18 protein-coding genes are annotated in these 23071 nt (G+C 58.1%); 12 read left to right on the top strand and 6 right to left on the bottom strand.

The genetic code is table 11. From position 1 onward, the window contains the following. Window positions 1–101: 101 nt before the first annotated feature. The 4 genes from cydD (at window position 102) to infA (ending at window position 4904) form a co-directional block, all read left to right on the top strand. Window positions 102–1868 (top strand): cysteine/glutathione ABC transporter permease/ATP-binding protein CydD, encoded by a 1767-nt coding sequence (gene cydD, locus N438_RS07095; protein ID WP_116696198.1) that lies wholly within the window; start codon window positions 102–104, stop codon window positions 1866–1868. Then, window positions 1869–3590, top strand: a complete 1722-nt coding sequence (cydC, locus tag N438_RS07090; RefSeq protein WP_116696197.1) for a cysteine/glutathione ABC transporter ATP-binding protein/permease CydC — start codon at window positions 1869–1871, stop codon at window positions 3588–3590. A 39-nt stretch (window positions 3591–3629) separates the two neighbouring features. Further along, a complete protein-coding gene (aat, locus tag N438_RS07085; RefSeq protein ID WP_008805841.1) occupies window positions 3630–4334 on the top strand; it encodes a leucyl/phenylalanyl-tRNA--protein transferase in 705 nt (234 codons plus the stop codon). A gap of 351 nt (window positions 4335–4685) precedes the next feature. Then, the gene (infA, locus tag N438_RS07080) at window positions 4686–4904 is read left to right on the top strand and encodes a translation initiation factor IF-1 (protein ID WP_001040187.1); all 219 of its coding nucleotides are present in this window, start codon (window positions 4686–4688) and stop codon (window positions 4902–4904) included. Window positions 4905–5022: 118 nt separating this feature from the next. Here the strand turns inward: infA and clpA are convergent, their stop codons facing one another. Together clpA and clpS are read right to left on the bottom strand one after the other, a co-directional pair. Next, window positions 5023–7302: an ATP-dependent Clp protease ATP-binding subunit ClpA gene (gene clpA / locus N438_RS07075; protein ID WP_012542332.1), complete on the bottom strand. Its 2280-nt coding sequence runs from the start codon at window positions 7300–7302 to the stop codon at window positions 5023–5025. 30 nt (window positions 7303–7332) lie between these two features. Beyond that, window positions 7333–7650, bottom strand: a complete 318-nt coding sequence (gene clpS / locus N438_RS07070; RefSeq protein ID WP_002896520.1) for an ATP-dependent Clp protease adapter ClpS — start codon at window positions 7648–7650, stop codon at window positions 7333–7335. A gap of 325 nt (window positions 7651–7975) precedes the next feature. On the opposite strand from clpS, the gene cspD reads away from it, so the two are divergent. Then, a complete protein-coding gene (cspD, locus tag N438_RS07065; RefSeq protein ID WP_002896516.1) occupies window positions 7976–8197 on the top strand; it encodes a cold shock-like protein CspD in 222 nt (73 codons plus the stop codon). Between the two features lie 66 nt (window positions 8198–8263). On the opposite strand, the gene macB is transcribed toward cspD, so the two are convergent. From macB to N438_RS07050, 3 genes are all read right to left on the bottom strand, one after another. After that, window positions 8264–10204, bottom strand: a complete 1941-nt coding sequence (gene macB / locus N438_RS07060) for a macrolide ABC transporter ATP-binding protein/permease MacB (protein ID WP_008805839.1) — start codon at window positions 10202–10204, stop codon at window positions 8264–8266. Continuing rightward, window positions 10201–11316, bottom strand: coding sequence for a macrolide transporter subunit MacA (gene macA / locus N438_RS07055; protein WP_008805838.1), 1116 nt, complete (start codon window positions 11314–11316; stop codon window positions 10201–10203). Before macA ends, macB begins: the two co-directional genes overlap by 4 nt. Window positions 11317–11453: 137 nt before the next feature. Next, entirely contained in the window at window positions 11454–13112 is a 1659-nt protein-coding gene (locus N438_RS07050) for an ATP-dependent endonuclease (protein WP_008805837.1), read from the bottom strand. Between the two features lie 420 nt (window positions 13113–13532). Here N438_RS07050 and aqpZ point away from each other — a divergent pair, with 420 nt between their 5' ends. From aqpZ to hcr, 4 genes are all read left to right on the top strand, one after another. Beyond that, on the top strand, window positions 13533–14228 hold the full coding sequence (gene aqpZ, locus N438_RS07045) for an aquaporin Z (RefSeq protein WP_002896434.1): 696 nt from the start codon (window positions 13533–13535) through the stop codon (window positions 14226–14228). 115 nt (window positions 14229–14343) lie between these two features. Further along, window positions 14344–15243: a lysine exporter LysO family protein gene (locus N438_RS07040; protein ID WP_064180408.1), complete on the top strand. Its 900-nt coding sequence runs from the start codon at window positions 14344–14346 to the stop codon at window positions 15241–15243. A gap of 143 nt (window positions 15244–15386) precedes the next feature. Then, window positions 15387–17039, top strand: coding sequence for a hydroxylamine reductase (gene hcp, locus N438_RS07035; protein WP_012542336.1), 1653 nt, complete (start codon window positions 15387–15389; stop codon window positions 17037–17039). Window positions 17040–17049: 10 nt separating this feature from the next. Then, the gene (hcr, locus tag N438_RS07030; RefSeq protein WP_032739415.1) at window positions 17050–18018 is read left to right on the top strand and encodes an NADH oxidoreductase; all 969 of its coding nucleotides are present in this window, start codon (window positions 17050–17052) and stop codon (window positions 18016–18018) included. 207 nt (window positions 18019–18225) lie between these two features. Here the strand turns inward: hcr and N438_RS07020 are convergent, their stop codons facing one another. Beyond that, window positions 18226–18660 carry a DoxX family protein gene (locus tag N438_RS07020; RefSeq protein WP_008805832.1) on the bottom strand — a complete coding sequence of 145 codons (435 nt, stop codon included), beginning with the start codon at window positions 18658–18660 and terminating at the stop codon, window positions 18226–18228. A gap of 151 nt (window positions 18661–18811) precedes the next feature. Here N438_RS07020 and poxB point away from each other — a divergent pair, with 151 nt between their 5' ends. The 3 genes from poxB to N438_RS07005 are packed head-to-tail and all read left to right on the top strand — an operon-like array spanning window position 18812 to window position 23023. Then, window positions 18812–20530: a ubiquinone-dependent pyruvate dehydrogenase gene (gene poxB, locus N438_RS07015; RefSeq protein WP_008805831.1), complete on the top strand. Its 1719-nt coding sequence runs from the start codon at window positions 18812–18814 to the stop codon at window positions 20528–20530. A gap of 38 nt (window positions 20531–20568) precedes the next feature. Then, on the top strand, window positions 20569–21570 hold the full coding sequence (gene ltaE / locus N438_RS07010) for a low-specificity L-threonine aldolase (protein WP_012542339.1): 1002 nt from the start codon (window positions 20569–20571) through the stop codon (window positions 21568–21570). 10 nt (window positions 21571–21580) lie between these two features. After that, window positions 21581–23023 (top strand): SDR family oxidoreductase, encoded by a 1443-nt coding sequence (locus N438_RS07005; RefSeq protein ID WP_043875572.1) that lies wholly within the window; start codon window positions 21581–21583, stop codon window positions 23021–23023. Window positions 23024–23071: the final 48 nt, after the last annotated feature.

Genomic DNA, 23071 nt, shown 5'->3' with positions numbered 1-23071 from the left:
GTAACAAAGGTAAAGAAGGCGACGAAAAGTCGCCTTTATTTTTGCCGCGATGTAACATTGCCGTGCCCAATATTCCCATAACGATACCTGCAAAGCGCGCAATGAATAAAACCCGTCAACAAGAGTTAACCCGCTGGTTAAAACAGCAAAGTATTATCTCCCGTCGCTGGTTGATGATTTCCCGCCTGCTTGGCGTGGCAAGCGGTCTGCTGATCGTCGCGCAGGCCTGGTTCCTGGCGCGGATCCTGCACCGAATGGTGATGGAAAATATTCCGGCAACCGCCCTGCTGCTGCCGCTGACGCTGCTGGTGCTGGTCTTTGTGCTGCGCGCCTGGGTGGTCTGGCTGCGTGAGCGGGTCGGTTTTCAGGCCGGGCAGCATATCCGCTATGAAATTCGCCGTCAGGTTCTTGACCGCCTCCAGCAGGCGGGCCCGGCCTGGATCCAGGGCAAACCGGCCGGCAGTTGGGCAACGCTTATCCTTGAGCAGATCGATGATATGCACGATTATTATGCGCGCTACCTGCCCCAGATGACGCTGGCGGCCTGCGTACCGCTGCTGATCGTTATCACTATTTTCCCGATTAACTGGGCCGCCGCGTTGATCCTCCTCGGCACCGCCCCGCTGATCCCGCTTTTCATGGCGCTGGTCGGGATGGGCGCCGCCGATGCCAACCGGCGTAACTTCCAGGCGCTGGCCCGCCTGAGCGGCCATTTCCTCGACCGCCTGCGCGGCATGGAAACCCTGCGTATTTTTCACCGCGGTCAGGCAGAAATCGATAATATTCGCGACGCCTCGCAGGATTTTCGCCAACGCACCATGGAAGTCCTGCGTCTGGCCTTCCTCTCCTCCGGGGTGCTGGAGTTTTTCACCTCCCTCTCCATTGCGCTGGTGGCGGTCTATTTTGGCTTCTCTTACCTTGGCGAGCTGAACTTCGGCCACTATGGCGCGGGCGTCACGCTGATGGCAGGCTTCCTGACGCTGATCCTCGCTCCGGAATTTTTCCAGCCGTTACGTGACCTGGGCACCTTCTACCATGCCAAAGCTCAGGCCGTGGGCGCCGCAGACAGCCTGAAAACGTTTATGGAAACCCCATTGACTCAGGTGGAGCGCGGCGAGAAAACCTTAAACGATAACGATCTGATTGGCGTGGAAGCGCGCGATCTGGTGATCACCTCTCCGGAAGGTAAAGTCCTGGCCGGGCCGCTTAACTTTTCACTGCCTGCTGGCGCACGCGTTGTGCTGGTCGGTCAGAGCGGCTCCGGGAAAAGTTCACTGCTGAACACACTGCTTGGCTTCTTGCCCTACGAGGGCTCGCTGAAGGTCAACGGCGCGGAGCTGCGCGAACTGGACGCCGATCGCTGGCGCCGCCTGTTAAGTTGGGTGGGACAGAATCCTCAACTACCTGCCGCCACGCTGCGGGAGAATGTGCTGCTGGCATGGCCCGAAGCCAGCGATGCCCAGCTTCGGCTGGCGCTGGATAAAGCCTGGGTCAGTGAGTTTATCGCCCTGTTGCCGGACGGGATCCATACCGCCGTGGGCGATCAGGCGGGTCGTCTGTCGGTAGGTCAGGCGCAGCGTATCGCGGTTGCTCGCGCGCTGTTGGTGCCCTGCCGCCTGCTGTTGCTGGATGAACCCGCCGCCAGCCTCGACGCCCATAGCGAACAACGGGTGATGCAGGCCCTGACCCATGCCTCCACCGAGCAAACCACGCTGCTGGTCACCCACCAGCTCGAGGGACTGGCTGACTGGGATGCCGTCTGGGTCATGCAGGACGGACAGATTATCGAACAAGGCGACTACGCCACGCTGGCCCGTGCCGGTGGGGTCTTCTCGGGGCTGCTGGCCCATCGTCAGGAGGAGATTTAAATGCGCGCACTTTTACCCTATCTGGCGCTCTATAAACGCCATAAATGGATGCTGCTGCTCGGCGTCGTGCTGGCCATCGTGACTCTGCTGGCCAGCATCGGCCTGCTGACGCTCTCCGGCTGGTTCCTCTCCGCCTCAGCGGTGGTGGGTGTCGCCGGGATCTACAGTTTTAACTATATGCTGCCTGCCGCGGGCGTCCGCGGCGCGGCGATTATCCGTACCGCCGGGCGCTACTTCGAGCGTCTGGTCAGTCATGACGCGACCTTCCGCGTGCTGCAGCACCTGCGCGTCTTCACCTTCAGCAAACTACTCCCCCTCTCTCCCGCGGGGCTGGCGCGCTTTCGCCAGGGTGAACTGCTCAACCGGGTGGTGGCCGATGTCGATACCCTGGATCATCTCTACCTGCGGGTGATTTCACCGCTGGTCGGCGCGCTGGTGGTGATTGTAGTGGTCACCTGCGGATTAAGCCTGCTCGACGTTACCCTTGCGCTGACGCTCGGCGGCATCATGCTGGTCACCCTGCTGGTTATGCCGCCGCTGTTCTATCGCGCAGGTAAACCAGCCGGCGAAAGTATGACGCAGTTGCGCGGCCAGTATCGCCAACAGCTCACTGCCTGGCTGCAGGGCCAGGCAGAGCTGATGGTGTTTAACGCCAGCGACCGCTACCGCGCGCAAATGGAAAAGACCGAGCTCAGCTGGCAGGACGCACAGCGCCGTCAGGCCGAGCTGACCGCGCTTTCGCAGGCAGTAATGCTATTAATCGGCGGCATCGCCGTGGTGGCCATGCTCTGGCTGGCGTCCGCCGGCATCGGGGGTAACAGCCAGCCAGGGGCGCTGATCGCGCTGTTTGTTTTCTGCGCCCTGGCGGCCTTCGAAGCCCTGGCGCCAGTCACTGGCGCTTTCCAGCATTTAGGTCAGGTGATCGCCTCCGCACGGCGGATCTCGCAGATCACCGACCAGCAGCCGGGGGTCACTTTCGTCGAGGGTGAAGCCAGCGTGCCTGCGCAGGTGGCCTTAACCTTCACCCAGGTTACCTTCCGCTACCCGCACCAACCCTCCCCCGCCCTGGAGAATATCTCCCTGCAGATTGCCGCCGGAGAGCACATCGCCATTCTTGGCCGGACCGGCTGCGGAAAGTCGACGCTGTTGCAACTCCTCACCCGGGCCTGGGATCCAACGCAGGGAGAGATTTTGCTCAACGACCAGCCGCTGTCCCAGCTCAGCGAAGCCACCCTGCGTCAGGCGATGAGCGTGGTGCCGCAGCGCGTGCACCTGTTCAGCGCTACGCTGCGCGACAACCTGCTGCTGGCGGCGCCAGACGCTGACGATACCGCGCTCTGCGCGACCCTCGAGAAAGTGGGGCTGGAAAAACTGCTGGAAGATGGCGGACTGAACAGCTGGCTGGGGGAAGGCGGGCGCCAGCTATCCGGCGGCGAACTGCGCCGGCTGGCGATTGCCCGCGCACTGCTCCACGATGCGCCGCTGATGCTGCTCGATGAGCCGACAGAAGGCCTGGATGCGGCCACCGAAAGCCAGATCCTGCATCTTCTGGCGGAAGTGATGCGCGAGAAAACCGTGCTGATGGTGACTCACCGCCTGCGGGGCCTGGCGCGTTTTAATCAGATAATAGTCATGGACAACGGCCAGATAATTGAGCAAGGTAGTCACGCGGATCTGCTCGCTAAACAGGGCCGGTACTTCCAGTTTAAACAGCGTCTGTAGGCTATTATCTAATTTTTGCTGATGCGTATTGAGGTTAAAATGCGTCTGGTTCAGCTCTCCCGGCATTCTATCGCCTTCCCTTCCCCGGAAGGCGCCCTGCGTGAACCTAACGGCCTGCTGGCGCTCGGCGGCGATCTGAGCCCGGCACGTCTGCTGATGGCCTATCAGCGCGGTATTTTTCCATGGTTTTCTCCTGGCGACCCGATCCTCTGGTGGTCGCCCGATCCCCGGGCGGTGCTCTGGCCGGAACAGTTTCATCTCAGCCGCAGCATGAAGCGTTTTCATCAGCGTTCGCCTTATCGCGTCACGCTGAATCATGCCTTTGGTGAGGTCATTGAAGGCTGCGCCAGCGATCGTGACGAAGGCACCTGGATAACCAGCAGTATCGTTCGCGCCTATCACCAACTCCATGAGCTGGGCCATGCCCATTCCATTGAAGTCTGGCAAGAGAATACGCTGGTAGGTGGAATGTACGGCGTGGCGCAGGGGGCGCTGTTTTGCGGCGAATCGATGTTCAGCCGGGCAGAAAATGCCTCCAAAACCGCGCTGCTGGTATTCTGTCAGGCTTTTACGCAGAGTGGTGGTAAATTAATCGACTGCCAGGTACTGAACAACCATACCGCCTCATTAGGCGCGGTGGATATTCCCCGCCGCGATTATCTTGACTACCTGTCAGTATTACGCGGCTACCGCCTGCCCGAGCTATTTTGGGTGCCGCGGGTGCTATTTCCGGGCGCGCAATAAAAATGTTTTCAGCACATTTTGCGTCAGGATGGTATAATTGCGCGGTAGAGTAGCTTCTGCCTGTTGCCCCGCCGCCGTTTGGGAATAATAAGAGTCAGATAACGCCCATCGTTCTGTCACTCCCCTTTACGTTTGCGCCTGTCACGCGGCATAGCCGTGTGTGTTCCGGGCAATGCGCCAAAACTACTTCGGCGATTCATACCCGTCATATATCCGTTGCCGGTGTGCTGACTGCGCACCTTGCGGCAAGGCGAATGATTCAGGGTAGATACGTAAAACTTTACTTACATGATGAACTTCGGCATTATCTTGCCGGTTCAAAACTACGGTAGTGATACCCCAGAGGACTAGATGGCCAAAGAAGACAATATTGAAATGCAGGGCACCGTACTTGAAACGTTGCCTAACACTATGTTCCGCGTAGAACTGGAAAACGGTCACGTGGTAACTGCGCATATTTCCGGTAAAATGCGTAAAAACTACATCCGCATTCTGACGGGCGACAAAGTGACTGTTGAGCTGACCCCGTACGACCTGAGCAAAGGCCGCATTGTCTTCCGTAGTCGCTGATTGTTTTCGCCCTTAAGGCGTCAGATGCTGAAGGCCGGGATAATTCCCGGTCTTTTCATATCTGCCGCCGGCAAAAAAAAACCGGCCCAGGGCCGGTTTTTACGTTGAAGACATCGCTTTAGTGGGCGGCTTCCGGTTTGTGCTTCTGCGCGCTCTGGAAATCGTAGGTCAGCGCATTCTTCGCGCTGTCCAGAGACACTGTCACCTGGCCACCATCGACCAGCGAGCCGAACAGCAGCTCGTTCGCCAGCGGCTTTTTCAGGTTGTCCTGAATGACGCGTCCCATTGGACGTGCCCCCATCGCCCGGTCGTAACCTTTCTCCGCCAGCCAGTCGCGCGCTTCCTGACTGACTTCCAGGGAGACGCCTTTCTGGTCCAGCTGGACCTGCAGCTCGACGATAAACTTGTCGACAACCTGATGGATCACCGTGGTAGAGAGATGATCGAACCAGATAATGTTGTCGAGGCGGTTACGGAACTCCGGCGTAAAGATCTTCTTAATCTCATCCATTGCATCCGGACTGTTGTCCTGCTGAATAAGGCCAATCGATTTACGCTCAGTTTCCCGCACCCCGGCGTTAGTGGTCATCACCAGCACCACGTTGCGGAAGTCCGCTTTACGCCCGTTGTTATCGGTCAGCGTACCGTTATCCATCACCTGCAGCAGCAGGTTAAACACATCTGGATGCGCTTTTTCGATCTCATCAAGCAGCAGCACTGCGTGCGGATGTTTAATCACCGCATCGGTCAGCAGCCCGCCCTGATCGAAGCCAACGTAGCCCGGAGGCGCCCCGATTAAACGGCTGACGGTATGACGTTCCATATATTCGGACATGTCAAAACGCAGCAGCTCAATACCCAGCGCCTTCGCCAGTTGCACGGTCACTTCGGTTTTCCCGACCCCGGTAGGCCCGGCGAACAGGAATGACCCAACCGGCTTGTGCTCATGGCCCAGCCCGGCGCGCGCCATTTTGATGGCTTCGGTCAGCGCCTCAATGGCTTTATCCTGACCGAAGACCAGCATTTTCAGACGGTCGCCAAGGTTTTTCAGCGTATCGCGATCGCTCTGGGAGACGCTCTTCTCAGGGATCCGCGCAATGCGCGCCACCACTGACTCGATATCCGCCACATTGACCGTTTTCTTACGCTTGCTGACCGGCATTAAGCGCGCCCGCGCGCCCGCTTCGTCAATGACGTCAATTGCCTTATCCGGCAGATGACGATCGTTAATGTATTTTACCGCCAGCTCAACCGCCGCACGCACCGCCTTAGCGGTATAACGCACGTCATGGTGCGCTTCGTACTTCGGCTTCAGGCCGTTGATAATCTGCACCGTCTCTTCCACCGACGGTTCGGTGATATCGATCTTCTGGAAACGACGGGCCAGCGCACGATCTTTCTCAAAGATGTTGCTGAACTCCTGGTAGGTGGTAGAGCCGATCACCCGGATCTTGCCGCTGGAAAGCAGCGGTTTAATCAGGTTAGCCGCATCGACCTGGCCGCCAGAAGCCGCCCCCGCACCGATAATGGTGTGGATTTCATCAATAAACAGGATGCTGTTGGTATCCTGCTCCAGCTGTTTGAGCAACGCTTTGAAGCGTTTTTCAAAATCGCCACGATATTTGGTCCCTGCCAGCAAAGAGCCAATGTCGAGCGAGTAGATGGTGCAGTCGGCCATCACTTCCGGCACATCGCCCTGCACAATGCGCCAGGCAAGGCCTTCGGCGATCGCAGTTTTACCGACGCCGGATTCACCCACCAGCAATGGGTTATTTTTACGGCGACGGCACAGGACCTGAATCGCACGCTCCAGCTCTTTTTCACGGCCGATCAGGGGATCAATGCCGCCGACGCGAGCAAGCTGATTGAGGTTGGTGGTGAAGTTTTCCATACGTTCCTCCCCGCCGGCTTGCTCTTCATTGCCAGGCTGGCTTCCGCTGTTATCGGAAGACTGGCTCGGCTCGTCTTTGCGTGTACCATGAGAAATGAAGTTCACCACATCGAGTCGGCTGACTTCATGTTTACGCAGCAGGTAAGCGGCCTGCGACTCCTGCTCGCTGAAAATGGCCACCAGTACGTTGGCGCCGGTCACTTCGCTGCGGCCAGAAGATTGCACGTGGAAGACGGCGCGCTGCAGCACACGCTGGAAGCTCAGCGTCGGCTGGGTGTCGCGCTCTTCTTCCGTGGCTGGCAGGACGGGTGTGGTTTGTTCGATGAAGGCTTCAAGTTCCTGACGCAATGCCACCAGGTCCACTGAACACGCTTCCAGGGCCTCACGGGCCGAGGGGTTGCTTAGCAGAGCCAGCAGCAAGTGCTCGACGGTCATAAACTCATGACGGTGCTCGCGCGCTCTGGCGAAAGCCATATTTAAACTGAGTTCCAGTTCTTGATTGAGCATAGGCACCTCCCCCAATTTTCATGCCTGTATTCAGGCTTTTTCCAGCGTACACAGCAATGGATGCTCGTTCTCCCTCGCGTACTGATTCACCATAGCGACTTTGGTCTCCGCCACTTCCGCGGTAAACACGCCACAAATCGCCTTACCTTCATAGTGAACCGTGAGCATCAGTTGCGTTGCACGTTCAACATCATAAGAAAAGAATTTTTGTAACACGTCAATAACAAACTCCATTGGAGTGTAGTCATCATTGACCAATATCACTTTATACATAGATGGCGGTTTAATCGCATCACGAACTTCGTCGTCAACCAGGTGCTCGAAGTCCAGCCAATCTCTCTTACTCATCGTCAGTGTTCATCATCGGTTGCTGTTGCCAACAGGCGGAGGCCTGTCGATGACCAGAGGTTATGCTCATCACAAATCTACAACAGATCATAGATAACTATCATCTATCGCTTCTATCCGCGACGGCTGTCACATTCCCCGGCAATAGCGTTAACTGCTTCAAATTTTGACGCATTTTTCGCCGTTCCCCCTCCTCAATCGCTTGACGCGTTTTCGTATTTCTCTAAATTGTAGTGGCGAGAGTTGGCGAGCAATTGAACAACTCGTCACTCCACCACCGGTTCATTCCATCTTACTTATAAAGATTTACGAAGGATGTCGAAGTATGGAAATGGGTACTGTTAAGTGGTTCAACAATGCCAAAGGGTTCGGTTTTATCTGCCCTGAGGGCGGCGGCGAAGACATTTTCGCCCATTACTCCACCATCCAGATGGATGGTTACAGAACGCTAAAAGCCGGACAAGCCGTTCGGTTTGATGTTCACCAGGGGCCAAAAGGCAACCACGCCAGCGTGATCGTCCCTGTGGAAGCGGAAACGGCTGCATAACTCTTTTGCTTCATTGTGTACATCCTGCTAATAAAATGCCAGTCCTTCTGACTGGCATTTTTATTTCTATTCGCGTGCCAGCGCATCCACCGGATCGAGCCGTGCCGCGTTGCGCGCTGGCAGCCAACCAAACAGCACCCCGGTCAACGTCGAACAGAGAAAAGCCGTTAGCAGAGCCAGCGGGGAAAAACCGATCTCCCAGCCGGGCAGAAACAGCTGCAGAATAAATGCGATCATCAGCGATAACGTGACCCCCAGCGCGCCACCGACCAGGCAAACCAGCACCGCTTCGATGAGAAACTGCTGCAGTACATCGCTGGCCCGCGCGCCAACCGCCATGCGGATGCCGATTTCGCGCGTCCGTTCGGTCACCGACACCAGCATAATATTCATTACACCAATACCGCCAACCACCAGGGCAATCACCGCCACCAATGTCAGGAACAGCTGTAAGGTATGTGTGGTCCTTTCTGCGGTTTTCAAGATGCTGTCCATATTCCAGGTGAATACATCTTTTTTACCATGCCGCAGCTCCAGTAGACGCAGCAGCTGTTTCTCCGCGGTTTCACTGTCATAACCTTCATGAACGCGTACCGTAATGGAGTTCAGCCACGACTGGCCCATCACTCTTCCCGCCATGGTGGTGTAAGGCAACCAGACGCGGAGAATTTTACTGCTGCCAAACATTGACTGTTTTTCATCCGCGACGCCGATCACCGTGGCCGGCATATTGCCCACCAGAATCACCTCGCCCACCACTTTCGCTTTATTGGGAAACAGCTGGCGACGGGTATTGCTGTCGAGCACTACCACCTGCGCCCGACTGTTGAGCTGCAGTTCATTAAAGGTATTGCCTTCGCTGAAGGTCATGCCGTAAACATTAAAGTACTGCGGCCCGACCCCCTCCGCGCTGGCGGCAACGTCAATATTGTTGGCGCGCAGGCGCAGGCTTTTCGATACCGCCGGCGTGGCGGAACGCACCCATGGCTGTTTCTGGATCGCCAGCAAATCGTCATACTTCAGCGCCTGCTGATAACGCGGGTCGTCATCGCCAAAATCCTTTCCGGGATAGACATCGATGGTATTGGTGCCGATGGCGCGAATATCCGCCAGCACCATCTGTTTGGCGGCATCACCGACCACCACGATCGATACCACCGACGCAATGCCGATAATAATGCCGAGCATAGTCAGCAGGGTACGCATTTTATTCGCCGCCATCGCCCGCCACGCCATAACCAGCGCTTCGCGAAAGCCACTGGTAAACTGACGCCACGCCGAGGGTTCCGGCTGCTGACGGGCGCGCAGCCCACCGCCCTGGCGGCTGCCGGGCGGATTGCGGACGATCTCGCCATCGCGGATCTCAATGATCCGTTCCGCCTGGGCCGCGACCTGCGGATCGTGGGTGACAATGATGACCGTATGGCCCTGAGCTTTGAGCTGATGCAGGATCGCCATCACCTCTTCGCCGGAATGGCTGTCCAGCGCGCCGGTCGGTTCATCCGCCAGAATCACTTCCCCGCCGTTCATCAGCGCACGGGCGATACTCACCCGCTGCTGCTGGCCGCCGGACAGTTGCGACGGCTGATAGTCAGCCCGATCGCCAAGCCCCAGACGCACCAGCAGATCATGGGCGCGCGCCAGGCGTGCCCGTCGCTCGCTGCCGGCATACACCGCAGGCACTTCAACGTTCTGCGCGGCGGTAAGATGTGACAGCAAGTGGTAGCGTTGAAAGATAAAACCAAAGTGTTCCCGCCGCAGCCGAGCCAGCGCATCGCCATTCAACTGCGCGATATCGGTTCCCGCCACCCGGTAGGTGCCGCTGGTCGGTTTGTCGAGACAGCCGAGAATATTCATCAGCGTCGATTTGCCCGAGCCGGAGGCACCCACGATCGCCACCATCTCCCCCGCATTGATGCTGAGGGTGATCCCCTTCAGTACCTCAACGCTGCCGTCGCCGGAAGGGTAGCTGCGACGAATATCACGCAGCTCAAGCAGCGCCGTCATTTTGCCGCCCCGCTCGCGCTCTCGCCGACGATCACTTCATCTCCCTCATCCAGCCCCTGCACCACCGCGACGTCGGTATCGTTGCGGGCGCCAATGGCAACCTCACGCTCTTTTACCTCGCCGGTGCGCAACAACCGGACGTGATAGCGGTTATCACCCACCGCGTCACCCAGGGCGCTCAGCGGGATGGTAATCACGTTTTTCACCTCGGCCAGCTGGATATGCACCTGCGCGGTCATGTCGAGACGCAGGATGCCCTGCGGATTCGGCACCTCGAAGCGGGCATAGTAGAAGATGGCGTCATTGACTTTTTCCGGCGTCGGCAAAATGTCTTTCAGCGTGCCTTCATAGCGAGTCAGCGGATCCCCCAGCACGGTAAACCACGCCTTTTGCCCCGGTCTGAGGTGGATGACATCCGCTTCAGAGACCTGCGCTTTGACCAGCATAGTGCTGAGATCCGCCAGCGTCAGAATGTTCGGCGCCTGCTGGGCGGCGATCACCGTCTGTCCCTGCAGGGTGGTAATTTGCGTCACTTCGCCAGCCATCGGCGCCAGGATCCGCGTGTAGTCGAGGTTGGTCTTCGCGGTGTCGAGCGTCGCCTGGTTACGCTTAATTTGCGCTTCAATAGTGCCGATCTGCGCTTGTTTCACCGCCAGATCGGTGGCCGCGGTATCAAGGTCCTGTCGCGAGACCAGCTGGCGCTGCGCCAGCTGCTGCTGACGGGCCAGAGTCACCTGCGCCAGTTTGCTCTCCGCGCGCGCCTGATTGAGCTGGGCACGCAGTTCCATCAGCGTCGCTTCAACCTCTTTAATTTGGTTTTGCGCCTGCTCCGGATCGATAACCCCCAGCAACTGGTCCTTTTTGACCTTATCGCCGATATTGACGTGCAGCGTTTTCAGCTGTCCGCTGACCTGGGCGCCGACGTCAACTTTCCGCAGGGCATCCAGCTTACCGGTGGCCAGCACGCTCTGCTGGAGGTCACCTTTGCGCACCACCAGCGTCTGGTAGTTCGGCAGCGGCGCATTCAGGATCCGCCATCCCCAGACGGCCAGACCCAGCACAACGATCGCTAACAACCACCAGATTGTCCTGCGTTTTCCCTTCACTTTCATTATCCGATTCCTGCTGTTTCCCTGCCGCTCCAGACGGTGATTCTATCCAAACCCGTCGACAACAGAACACCCATTTTTAACGTTGCTTACGTTTTGTTTAGCTACCGGAGAGCTTTGCGCCAGCCCTACGGCGCAGGTTAATCTGCACGACCACGAGCCAGCCACAGTACCCGCGAGAACATTTTCTTTAACAGCGTCGGCACCGCGTCCACCCCGCGTCGGCCGGCCTCCATCGCCACCTCAATCGCCAGGTCGGGCTTGGATGAACGATGGATGGCCTTGGTGATCACCCGCCGCATATTCATAGGGACATTATCCGGGATCTGCGCCACCCGGTGATAAACGTCATCAAATCCCTGGCGATACATAAAGTGCTCCATATCCATCGCGGGCAGGCTCGTCAAATGGTCACGCTCCAGCTCGCGATCGTTATTCAGCAGGCCGAGCACGGTGGCGGCATATTTTTTCCCCGCCTCATCGCCATCCACCAGCACGTGCCACTGGATCCCCATCCGGCGGGCAAATTTGATCAGTGGTTTAAGGCCTGACTGGGCGAACTCGATCACCTTCACGCCCTCGGCATCAAAATGATGGCCACACTGGCGGGCCAGTTCGTTGATAACCCAGGTCTCCGTCTCCCCTTCCACCAGCAGCCAACAGCGGGCGAAGAGCGATGAGGCGCGATTGAAGCGAATATGGAAGGCGATACGCCGGCTGTCTTCGGCATTCATTCCGCCGGGTCCCAGCCGCCATGCCGACACCCTCGACGACTCACGAACCAGTCGACAGACCTGCTCCACCGGCGTCAGGGACAACAGCTCCCCGGAGTTGGTGGTGGTCACGCGCTGCAGCGGCAATAAATTCAGCAGGTGCCAGGCGACAGAGAGCATAATCGGATGCAAACGCGTCTCCGGATCTTCAATCAGCAACAGCGGCCGCGCGTCGCGATCGAGGCGCACCGTCCCTTTTGCCTGCAGGAGGGTGGAAAACAGCCCCAGCAGAATCACCCGATGGCTGCGCCCGCCGGGTTTATCGATCATCCGGTTGATAATATCCAGATAGCGCCAGCTGCGCTGCTCATCATGGGAGCGCCGCCGCATCAGACGATGCCGCGTCTGGGCGCTGCTTTGCTCGGCAAAGTAATGCTCCAGCAGCTGCACCATGGCCGACAACCCCTCGCGGATCTGACCGTCCGATAAATTTTGCGGATGGCTGACCAGCTCCCGGGAGAGAAAATCGAGCTGGCGGGCGGTGATCTCTATCTGCGGCGAATGCGGTACCGTCCCGTTATGGATACGCCGCATAAAGCGCGCGTCGCGCAGGCGCAGCACCGGCATCAGACGCACCAGGTGTCTGGCCAGATCATCAATATCCTCAACCGCCAGCGCTTCGCCTTCGCCATCGATAAAGCTCCGCAGGGTCATCACGCTGTCGTCATCGGCGAGCTCGCCTTCCAGACGGTAGAACACCCGATGATAACCATCGTCACAAGGTACCCAGCAGCGCTGAAGCGGACGAAAACGCCGGACCCGATGGCGGCCCGGTTCGGTTTCGCGGAAGGTCAGGATAATATGCAAATGGTGCTCGCGCCCCTGGATGTCGCCCGGGGGAAACCAGAAGTCATCGCGTACAAAGTGATAAAGATCGAACTCAGGGGACAAAAGCAGGGTCAGCGCATCAAGCAGACTGGACTTCCCCCACGCGTTCTCCCCGATCAGGACGTTATTTTGCTCCAGCATCAACGACAAACGATTGATACCGCGAAAACCGACGATTTCTACGCGCTCAAGAAGCATATCCCCTCCGCTAAACCACCACTCTCCTTCAGTAATCAACAGTATAGCGAGGGCAGCGGCAAGATGACACTCTGCTTAATCGCATCGGCGCATCATATTCAGCAGATTAAATATATTCATAAAATTACTCACTTATCGCCTATTACCGGCTGTTGATTATTCATCAAACAAAATAGTTTTATTTCAGGCGTTATGATCTACACTATTGATAATCTTCCACGGATATAAGGAAAGACTACACTGGCAAACGGAATCCCTTCACCTTGCCCTAAATCAAATAATATCAATATATTTAACTGGCTCTGGGATGGCGATTATCTCTAGAATAACGCCGCTTTATTTTTATCGTCATCCCTTATCACGATAAATAAAGACCGGCACGGTCCGCTCGTGCGCGTATACATTTTAATTGAGGTGGTTATGTTCAGAAAATTAGCAGCAGAATGCTTCGGCACTTTCTGGCTTGTATTTGGTGGCTGCGGTAGCGCCGTGCTTGCCGCAGCCTTCCCTGAGCTCGGTATTGGTTTTGCCGGCGTCGCGCTGGCATTTGGCTTAACGGTATTAACCATGGCATTTGCGGTCGGCCATATTTCCGGGGGGCATTTCAACCCGGCGGTGACCTTGGGCCTGTGGGCCGGCGGCCGTTTCCCGGCGAAAGAAGTCATTGGCTATATTATCGCTCAGGTGGTCGGCGGCATTATTGCCGCGGCGGTGCTGTACGTGGTGGCCAGCGGTAAAGCCGGCTTTGATGCCGCCGCCAGCGGATTTGCCTCCAATGGCTATGGCGAACACTCCCCGGGCGGCTTCTCCATGCTGTCGGCTATCGTCATTGAAATTGTCCTGACCTGTGGCTTCCTGCTGGTTATCCATGGCGCGACCGATAAACACGCACCGGCGGGCTTTGCGCCGATCGCTATCGGCCTGGCGCTGACCCTCATCCATTTGATCAGCATTCCGGTTACCAACACCTCGGTCAACCCGGCGCGCAGCACCGCGGTAGCGATTTTCCAGGGCGGCTGGGCTCTGCAGCAGCTGTGGCTGTTCTGGGTCATGCCGATCGTCGGCGGGATCCTCGGCGGCGTGCTGTATCGCACCCTGCTGGAAAAACGCGATTAATCCTTTGTAAAGCCCGGGTTTCCGGGCTTTTTCTTTCTGGTGGCAGCTTTACTCGGCCCGGTGATTTGGGTAGTGTCATGGGCGCTATTCTCATTATGCAAGGGCTGCATCGTTCATGTTATCGGGACTCTTCATCATTCTGTTGCCGCTGGTTGTCGGCTATCTGGTGCCACTTCGTCAACCCTCCGCGCTAAAACTGATTAACCGGATGCTCAGCTGGATTGTCTATGTCATCCTTTTTTTTATGGGGATCAGCCTGGCATTCCTCGACAATCTGGCCATCAACCTGCTGGCCATATTGCATTACGCTGCAGTGAGCGTGGTCATCATTTTACTGTGTAATATTGCCGCCCTGTTGTGGCTGGAAAGTAAAATGCCATGGCGCAGTCAGCATCGGCAGGAGAAATTACCTTCGCGCCTGGCCATGGCCCTGGAATCGCTGCAGCTGTGCGGCGTGGTGGTGCTCGGTTTTCTGCTCGGCCTGACCGGCCTGTCTTTTTTACAGCACGCGACCGAAGCCAGCGAATATACGCTGATCTTTCTCCTGTTCCTCGTCGGTATTCAATTACGCAATAATGGAATGAGTCTGCGACAAATAGTCCTTAACCGTCGGGGAATGATCGTCGCCATGGTGGTTATGGCCAGTTCATTACTTGGCGGGATACTTAACGCCTTTATTCTCGGTCTGCCGTTAAAGACCGGTCTGGCGATGGCGAGCGGTTTCGGCTGGTATTCGCTCTCCGGTATTTTACTCACTGAATCCTTTGGCCCGGTGATCGGCAGTGCGGCGTTCTTTAACGATCTGTGTCGCGAGCTGCTGGCTATCATGTTAATTCCGGGCCTTGTTCGCCGCAGCCGCTCCACAGCGCTGGGGCTGTGCGGCGCCACTTCGATGGACTTCACCTTACCGGTACTCCAGCGTTCCGGCGGCGTCGAGATTGTTCCTGCCGCTATCGTGCACGGTTTTCTGCTTAGCCTGCTGGTCCCGATCCTGATCGCCTTTTTTACCGCCTGAATACCCGCTGGCGGCAGACTTACTGCCGCCAAATTTGCGCTAAATCAATCTCCCTTTAAGTTGTATCAGAAATGCCTTTTCACCTTGTGCCATGCGGCATAACCTTAAACATGTATATTAAATATAACTTTAAAGGTGTGACCATGTTTTGTGTGCAATGTGAACAAACCATTCGTACCCCAGCCGGCAACGGCTGCTCTTACGCGCAGGGGATGTGCGGTAAAACAGCGGAAACCTCCGATCTGCAGGATCTGCTGATTGCATCACTGCAAGGCCTGTCCGCCTGGGCGCTCAAGGCCCGCGAATATGGCATTATCGATCATGAGGTCGACAGCTTTGCCCCCCGCGCCTTCTTCTCCACCCTGACCAACGTCAACTTCGATTCTCCGCGTATCGTCGGCTACGCCCGCCAGGCGATTGCCCTGCGTGAAGCGCTGAAAGCGCAGTGCCAGAACCTCGACGCCAGCGCCGCGGTTGATAACCCGGTAGCCGATTTACACTTGGTCAGCGACGATCTGGGTGACCTGCAGCGTCAGGCGGCAGACTATGCCCCAAATAAAGATAAAGCCGCCATCGGCGAGAATATTCTCGGTCTGCGTCTGCTGTGCCTGTACGGCCTGAAAGGCGCGGCGGCCTATATGGAGCACGCCCACGTACTCGGCCAGTACGACAACGCGATTTATGCCCAGTACCATAAAATCATGGCATGGCTGGGAACCTGGCCGGCGGATATGAACGCGCTGCTGGAATGTTCGATGGAAATCGGCCAGATGAACTTCCAGGTGATGAGCATCCTTGACGCTGGTGAAACCACTAAATATGGCCACCCGACGCCGACTCAGGTGAACGTTAAAGCCACCGAAGGGAAGTGCATCCTGATCTCCGGCCATGATCTGAAAGATCTGTATAACCTGCTTGAGCAGACGGAAGGCACCGGCGTTAACGTCTATACCCACGGCGAAATGCTGCCGGCGCACGGCTATCCGGAGCTGCGTAAATTCAAACATCTGATCGGCAACTACGGCAGCGGCTGGCAAAACCAGCAAGTGGAATTCGCCCGCTTCCCGGGCCCTATCGTGATGACCTCGAACTGCATCATCGACCCCACCGTCGGCGCCTACGACGACCGCATCTGGACCCGCAGCATCGTCGGCTGGCCGGGCGTGAACCATCTGGAAGGTGAAGACTTCGCCCCGGTTATCACCCAGGCGCAGCAGATGGCGGGCTTCCCGTACAGCGAAATCCCGCATCTGATCACCGTCGGCTTTGGCCGTCAGACCCTGCTTGGCGCGGCGGATACGCTGATCGATCTGGTCAGCCGTGAAAAACTGCGCCATATCTTCCTCGTCGGCGGCTGCGACGGCGCCCGCGGGGAGCGTAACTACTTCACCGATTTCGCCACCAGCGTGCCGGATGACTGTCTGATCCTGACCCTGGCCTGCGGTAAATACCGCTTCAACAAGCTGGACTTCGGCGATATCGAAGGTCTGCCGCGTCTGGTCGACGCCGGGCAGTGCAACGATGCCTACTCGGCAATTATTCTCGCGGTTACGCTGGCGGAAAAACTGGGCTGCGGTGTTAACGACCTACCGCTGTCGCTGGTGCTCTCCTGGTTCGAACAGAAAGCGATCGTCATTCTGCTGACGCTGCTGTCGCTGGGGGTGAAAAACATCGTCACCGGCCCGACGGCGCCTGGCTTCTTCACCCCGGATCTGCTGGCGGTCCTCAATGAGAAGTTTGGTCTGCGGTCCGTGACCACCGTGGAACAAGATATGCAGCAGCTGCTGAGCGCTTAAGGAGTCCCTGATGACCATGCCAACCTCCCAGTGCCCGTGGCGGATGCAGGTTCACCACATTCACCAGGAAACCCCGGACGTGTGGACCCTTTCGCTGCTGTGCCACGATTACTATCCGTACCGCGCCGGCCAGTATGCCCTGGTCAGCGTGCGTCACTCGGCGGAAACGCTGCGCGCCTATACCCTTTCCTCCACGCCGGGGGTCAGCGAGTACATTACGCTGACCGTTCGCCGTATTGACGAGGGCGCGGGTTCGCAGTGGTTGACCCGCGAGGTCAAACGCGGCGATTACCTTTGGCTGTCCGATGCGATGGGCGAGTTTACCTGCGACGATAAAGCGGAAGATAAATTCCTGCTGCTGGCCGCCGGCTGCGGCGTAACGCCGATAATGTCGATGCGTCGCTGGCTGGCGAAGTATCGACCGCAGGCCGACGTGCAGGTGATCTATAGCGTGCGTTCGCCGGAGGATGTGATCTTTGCCGAGGAGTGGCGCCAGTATCCGGTCACCCTGGTGGCAGAGCACCATGCCACTCATGGCTTTGTCGCCGGCCGTCTGACCCGGGAGCTGCTGCAGAGCGTGCCGGATTTAGCCAGCCGCACCGTGATGACCTGCGGCCCGGCGCCTTATATGGAGAAGGTCGAGCAGGATGTTGCCGCCCTGGGCGTCACCCGCTTCTTTAAGGAGAAGTTCTTCACCCCGGTGGCGGAAGCCGCGACCAGTGGACTGAAATTTACCAAACTGCAGCCGGCGCGCGAGTTTTACGCGCCGGTGGGCACCACACTGCTTGATGCGCTAGAGAGCAATAAAGTGCCGGTGACCGTCGCCTGCCGCGCCGGCGTCTGCGGCTGCTGTAAAACAAAAGTGGTTTCCGGGAAGTACAGCGTCACCAGCACCATGACGTTAACCGACGCCGAAATCGCCGACGGCTATGTGCTGGCCTGCTCCTGCCATCCGCAGAGCGATCTGGTTCTCGCCTGAGGTCAAAATCCCCGGTGGCGCTACCGCTTACCGGGGCTACAGCGCTGTGCGATTGGGTAGCCCGGAGAAGGCGCAATGCGCCGACTCCGGGAAAATCCCGGGCGACAATAAACGCTCAGGCGACATGAGATAAACATTTTCTCAGACTGAAAAAGTTGCAAACCGGCAACAGTATCGACTTTACGCCCCAGGACAAATGAGGCATTTTTACCGCCAGGCCGACTGGCCGGCCAGCGAATAACGCCCTGCGCCGAGTAGCGCAATCGCCAGCGCGCCAACAAAGAAATAGACCAGGTTCTCAATGGCCCACGCCCCCACTGCATCAAGCGCAAACGTCTTGCCGAGACCGACCATCAGCCACGCCACCACCATGGTGAACGCCAGCACCAGCGCCGCCGGGCGGGTCAGGACGCCGAGAATTAACAAGCAGGGAGCGACCACTTCCCCCACCAGCACACCGTAGGCTATAAACCCCGGCAACCCCTTCGCCACCAGCATGCCGCTGATCCCGCCCACGCCGTCCAGCAGCTTGTGCAGACCGTGAAACAGCATTAACCCGCCGACGGCGAGTCGTAACAAGAGTTTACCGGCGTCGTCATGCGACAGCGTTTTATTTACTACGTTTAACATTCCCTTAACCATCTGATGTGCTTCCTGTTTTACATCCTGTGAGGTCCCAGAGTATGCACAATTTTTCAGCAATAAAACCAGCAAAAAATAAGGGACAATCAGCAACGTAACCTGCAGTTTCATCTAAGCTTGAAGGCGTTATCACAAAAAGGAGATGGAGATCATGAAACAAACCGTGGCCGCATACATTGCCAAAACGCTGGAACAGGCCGGCGTGAAACGTATCTGGGGCGTCACCGGAGATTCCCTCAATGGATTGAGCGATAGTCTGAACCGCATGGGCACCATCGACTGGATGCCCACCCGGCACGAAGAGGTGGCTGCTTTCGCCGCTGGCGCCGAGGCGCAGCTGACCGGCGAACTGGCGGTCTGCGCCGGCTCCTGCGGGCCGGGCAACCTGCATCTGATTAACGGTCTGTTTGACTGTCATCGTAACCATGTGCCGGTGCTGGCCATTGCCGCCCACATCCCCTCCAGCGAAATCGGCAGCGGCTATTTTCAGGAGACCCATCCCCAGGAGCTGTTCCGCGAATGCAGCCACTACTGCGAGCTGGTCTCCACCCCGGAACAGATTCCGCAGGTGCTGGCCATCGCCATGCGTAAAGCGGTGATTAACCGCGGCGTCTCGGTAGTGGTGCTGCCCGGCGACGTGGCGCTGAAGGCTGCCCCGGAGAGCGCCAGCAGCCACTGGTATCATGCGCCGTTGCCGACGGTCACTCCGGCGGAAGAAGAACTGCGCAAGCTGGCGCAGCTTATTCGCTACTCCAGCAATATCGCGCTCATGTGCGGCAGCGGCTGCGCCGGCGCTCATCAGGAGCTGGTGGAGTTCGCGGCCAAAATTAAAGCCCCCATCGTCCACGCCCTGCGCGGCAAAGAGCACGTGGAGTACGACAATCCGTACGATGTCGGCATGACCGGGCTGATTGGCTTCTCCTCTGGCTTCCACACCATGATGAACGCCGATACCCTGATCCTGCTGGGCACCCAGTTCCCCTATCGCGCCTTCTATCCAACCGACGCCAAAATTATTCAGATCGACATTAACCCCGGCAGCATCGGCGCCCACAGTAAGGTTGATATGGCGCTGGTGGGCGATATTAAATCGACGCTAAAAGCGCTGCTGCCGCTCCTGGAAGAGAAAACCGATCGCCACTTCCTCGATAAGGCGCTGGAGCACTATCGCGACGCGCGAAAAGGGCTCGACGATCTGGCAAAACCCAGCGATAAGGCAATCCACCCGCAATATCTGGCACAGCAGATCAGTCATTTTGCCGATGAAGACGCCATTTTCACCTGCGATGTCGGCACCCCCACCGTCTGGGCGGCACGCTATCTCAAAATGAACGGCAAACGCCGCCTGCTGGGCTCGTTCAACCACGGCTCAATGGCCAACGCCATGCCGCAGGCCATCGGCGCCCAGGCCACCGCTCCGGAACGGCAGGTAGTGGCCATGTGCGGCGACGGCGGGTTCAGCATGCTGATGGGCGATTTTCTGTCGCTGGCGCAGATGAAGCTGCCGGTGAAAATTGTCATCTTTAACAACAGCGTGCTGGGCTTCGTGGCGATGGAGATGAAGGCCGGGGGCTATCTCACCGACGGTACGGAGCTCCACGATACCAACTTCGCCCGCATCGCCGAGGCCTGCGGTATCAAAGGTATACGCGTTGAAAAAGCCTCCGAGGTGGATGAAGCGCTGCAGACCGCCTTCCGCACCGACGGTCCGGTGCTGGTCGACGTCGTGGTCGCCAAAGAGGAGCTGGCTATCCCGCCGCAGATTAAGCTGGAGCAGGCCAAAGGCTTTAGCCTGTATATGCTGCGGGCGATCATCAGCGGGCGCGGCGATGAGGTCATCGAACTGGCGAAAACCAACTGGCTCAGGTAAAACAGAAGCAATACGTTGAACCAGACCAAGGAAAAGCCGTGATCGATTTACGCAGTGATACCGTTACCCGTCCCGGGCGCGCCATGCTGGAGGCCATGATGGCCGCCCCGGTCGGGGACGATGTGTATGGCGACGACCCTACCGTCAATGAACTGCAGCGCTATGCCGCCGACCTCGCCGGCAAAGAGGCGGCGCTATTTCTGCCCACCGGCACCCAGGCCAACCTCGTTGGCCTGCTCAGCCACTGCCAGCGCGGCGAAGAGTATATCGTCGGCCAGGGGGCGCATAACTATCTGTACGAAGCCGGCGGTGCGGCAGTACTCGGCAGTATTCAGCCACAGCCGATTGACGCCGCGGCGGATGGTTCGCTGCCGCTGGATAAAGTGGCGGCGAAAATCAAACCCGACGATATCCATTTTGCCCCGACTCGCCTGCTGAGCCTGGAAAACACCCACAACGGTAAGGTGCTGCCGCGCGACTATCTGCAGGAAGCCTGGGCGTTTACCCGCCAGCGCGACCTGGCGCTGCACGTCGACGGCGCGCGTATCTTTAACGCCGTAGTGGCCTACGGCTGCGAACTGCGTGATATTGCCCAATACTGCGACTCCTTCACCATCTGCCTGTCAAAGGGGCTTGGCGCCCCGGTAGGCTCGCTATTGCTGGGCAGCGAGGCATACATTCGCCGTGCTATCCGCTGGCGGAAAATGGTTGGCGGCGGCATGCGCCAGGCGGGCATACTGGCCGCTGCCGGGCTGTACGCGCTGAAAAATAACGTACAGCGCCTGCAGGAGGATCATGACAACGCCGCGTGGATGGCGGAGCAGCTTCGCGCCATCGGCGCCGACGTCACCCGCCATGATACCAACATGCTGTTTGTGCGCGTTGGCGAAGCGCAGGCCCCGGCGCTCGGCGAGTTTATGCAGGCGCGCGGCGTGTTGATTAACGCCTCGCCTGTTGTCCGTCTGGTCACTCACCTGGATGTCAACCGTCAGCAGCTGAGCGAGGTGGTCGCTCACTGGCAGGCTTTTTTACAGCGCTAAGGAGTCAGGCGTGTCGCAATCGGTTCTGGTGCTCGGCGCCAGCGGCTATATTGGCCAGCATTTGGTGCGCGAGTTAAGCGCGCGGGGTTATCCAGTGCTGGCGGCGGCACGCCACATCGACCGACTGCAAAAGCTCGATTTGCCCGGCGTCACCTGCCGGTCAGTCGATCTTAATCAGCCGCAGGCTCTGCCTGCACTGCTCGCCGGCATCGATACCCTTTATTATCTGGTCCACGGCATGGGCGAAGGCGGCGATTTTATCGCCCATGAGCGCCGGGTAGCCACGCATGTGCGCGATGCTCTGCGTCAGTCGTCAGTGCGCCAGGTGATATTTCTCAGTTCGCTACAGGCCCCGGCGCAGGAGCAATCTGACCATTTGCGCGCCCGCCAGGTGACCGGTGAGGTCCTGCGTGAGTCGGGCGTGCCGGTGACCGAACTGCGGGCCGGGATTATCGTCGGCGCCGGTTCCGCCGCCTTCGAGGTGATGCGCGATATGGTTTATAACCTGCCAGTGCTCACTCCCCCGCGCTGGGTTCGCTCGCGTACCACCCCTGTCGCCCTGGAAAATCTGCTCGTTGACCTGGTTGAGCTGCTGAATCATCCGTCCAACGCGCATCGCGTCTTCGAAGCCGCCGGTCCGGAGGTGTTAAGCTATCAGCAGCAGTTTATCCACTTTATGGCCGTCAGCGGTAAACATCGCCCGCTCATTCCCATTCCCCTGCCGACGCGCTGGATCTCAGTGTGGTTTCTTAACGTTATCACCTCGGTGCCGCCTACCATCGCCAGGGCGCTGATTCAGGGGCTGAAGCACGATCTGATCGCCAACGACCGGGCGCTGCGAGCGCTGATCCCGCAAACGCTGATCCCCTTCGATCAGGCGGTTCGCCGCACGCTGAAAGAAGAAGAGCAGCTGGTAAACTCCAGCGACTGGGGCTACGACGCCCAGGCTTTCGCCCGCTGGCGACCGGAGTACGGCTACTTTCCGAAACAGGCTGGCTGCACCGTCACCACCCAGGCGAGCCGCCAGGCCCTGTGGCAGGTCGTTAACCAAATCGGTGGTAAAGAGGGGTATTTTTTCGGCAATCTGCTGTGGAAAACCCGTGGTGCGATGGACCTGCTGGTCGGCCATCGGTTAGCCAAAGGACGGCCGCAGCGCGACTATCTGCAAACCGGCGATACGGTCGACAGCTGGAAGGTAATTATCGTGGAGGAAGAAAAACAGCTCACCCTGCTGTTCGGTATGAAAGCGCCGGGGCTGGGCCGGTTAAGCTTTACGATAAACGATAAAGGCGACCATCGCGAACTGGACGTGCGCGCCTGGTGGCACCCGCACGGTATGCCCGGACTGATCTACTGGCTGCTGATGATCCCGGCGCACCTGTTTATTTTCCGCGGTATGGCGCAACGCATCGCCCGGCTGGCCGAACAAATCTCAGGCAGAGACCAAGGATAAGCATTATTCTTTCATGATTCTCATTGCATAGTCGGGAGAATCACGGAA

This window comes from Klebsiella sp. GL120222-02, from assembly GCF_003097195.1.
Taxonomy (GTDB): domain Bacteria; phylum Pseudomonadota; class Gammaproteobacteria; order Enterobacterales; family Enterobacteriaceae; genus Klebsiella; species Klebsiella variicola.
This window is presented reverse-complemented; position numbering and strand designations above follow the sequence as displayed.

What these genes read in the sequence shown, in the direction of transcription:
- clpS (WP_002896520.1), bottom strand. Translation starts at nt 7,650, where the DNA reads ATGAGTAAGAGAGATTGGCTGGACTTCGAGCACCTGGTTGACGACGAA.
- clpA (WP_012542332.1), bottom strand. Translation starts at nt 7,302, where the DNA reads ATGCTCAATCAAGAACTGGAACTCAGTTTAAATATGGCTTTCGCCAGA.
- infA (WP_001040187.1), top strand. Translation starts at nt 4,686, where the DNA reads ATGGCCAAAGAAGACAATATTGAAATGCAGGGCACCGTACTTGAAACG.
- cydD (WP_116696198.1), top strand. Translation starts at nt 102, where the DNA reads ATGAATAAAACCCGTCAACAAGAGTTAACCCGCTGGTTAAAACAGCAA.
- cspD (WP_002896516.1), top strand. Translation starts at nt 7,976, where the DNA reads ATGGAAATGGGTACTGTTAAGTGGTTCAACAATGCCAAAGGGTTCGGT.
- macB (WP_008805839.1), bottom strand. Translation starts at nt 10,204, where the DNA reads ATGACGGCGCTGCTTGAGCTGCGTGATATTCGTCGCAGCTACCCTTCC.
- aqpZ (WP_002896434.1), top strand. Translation starts at nt 13,533, where the DNA reads ATGTTCAGAAAATTAGCAGCAGAATGCTTCGGCACTTTCTGGCTTGTA.
- poxB (WP_008805831.1), top strand. Translation starts at nt 18,812, where the DNA reads ATGAAACAAACCGTGGCCGCATACATTGCCAAAACGCTGGAACAGGCC.
- hcp (WP_012542336.1), top strand. Translation starts at nt 15,387, where the DNA reads ATGTTTTGTGTGCAATGTGAACAAACCATTCGTACCCCAGCCGGCAAC.
- cydC (WP_116696197.1), top strand. Translation starts at nt 1,869, where the DNA reads ATGCGCGCACTTTTACCCTATCTGGCGCTCTATAAACGCCATAAATGG.
- N438_RS07020 (WP_008805832.1), bottom strand. Translation starts at nt 18,660, where the DNA reads ATGGTTAAGGGAATGTTAAACGTAGTAAATAAAACGCTGTCGCATGAC.
- macA (WP_008805838.1), bottom strand. Translation starts at nt 11,316, where the DNA reads ATGAAAGTGAAGGGAAAACGCAGGACAATCTGGTGGTTGTTAGCGATC.
- hcr (WP_032739415.1), top strand. Translation starts at nt 17,050, where the DNA reads ATGACCATGCCAACCTCCCAGTGCCCGTGGCGGATGCAGGTTCACCAC.
- N438_RS07050 (WP_008805837.1), bottom strand. Translation starts at nt 13,112, where the DNA reads ATGCTTCTTGAGCGCGTAGAAATCGTCGGTTTTCGCGGTATCAATCGT.
- aat (WP_008805841.1), top strand. Translation starts at nt 3,630, where the DNA reads ATGCGTCTGGTTCAGCTCTCCCGGCATTCTATCGCCTTCCCTTCCCCG.
- N438_RS07040 (WP_064180408.1), top strand. Translation starts at nt 14,344, where the DNA reads ATGTTATCGGGACTCTTCATCATTCTGTTGCCGCTGGTTGTCGGCTAT.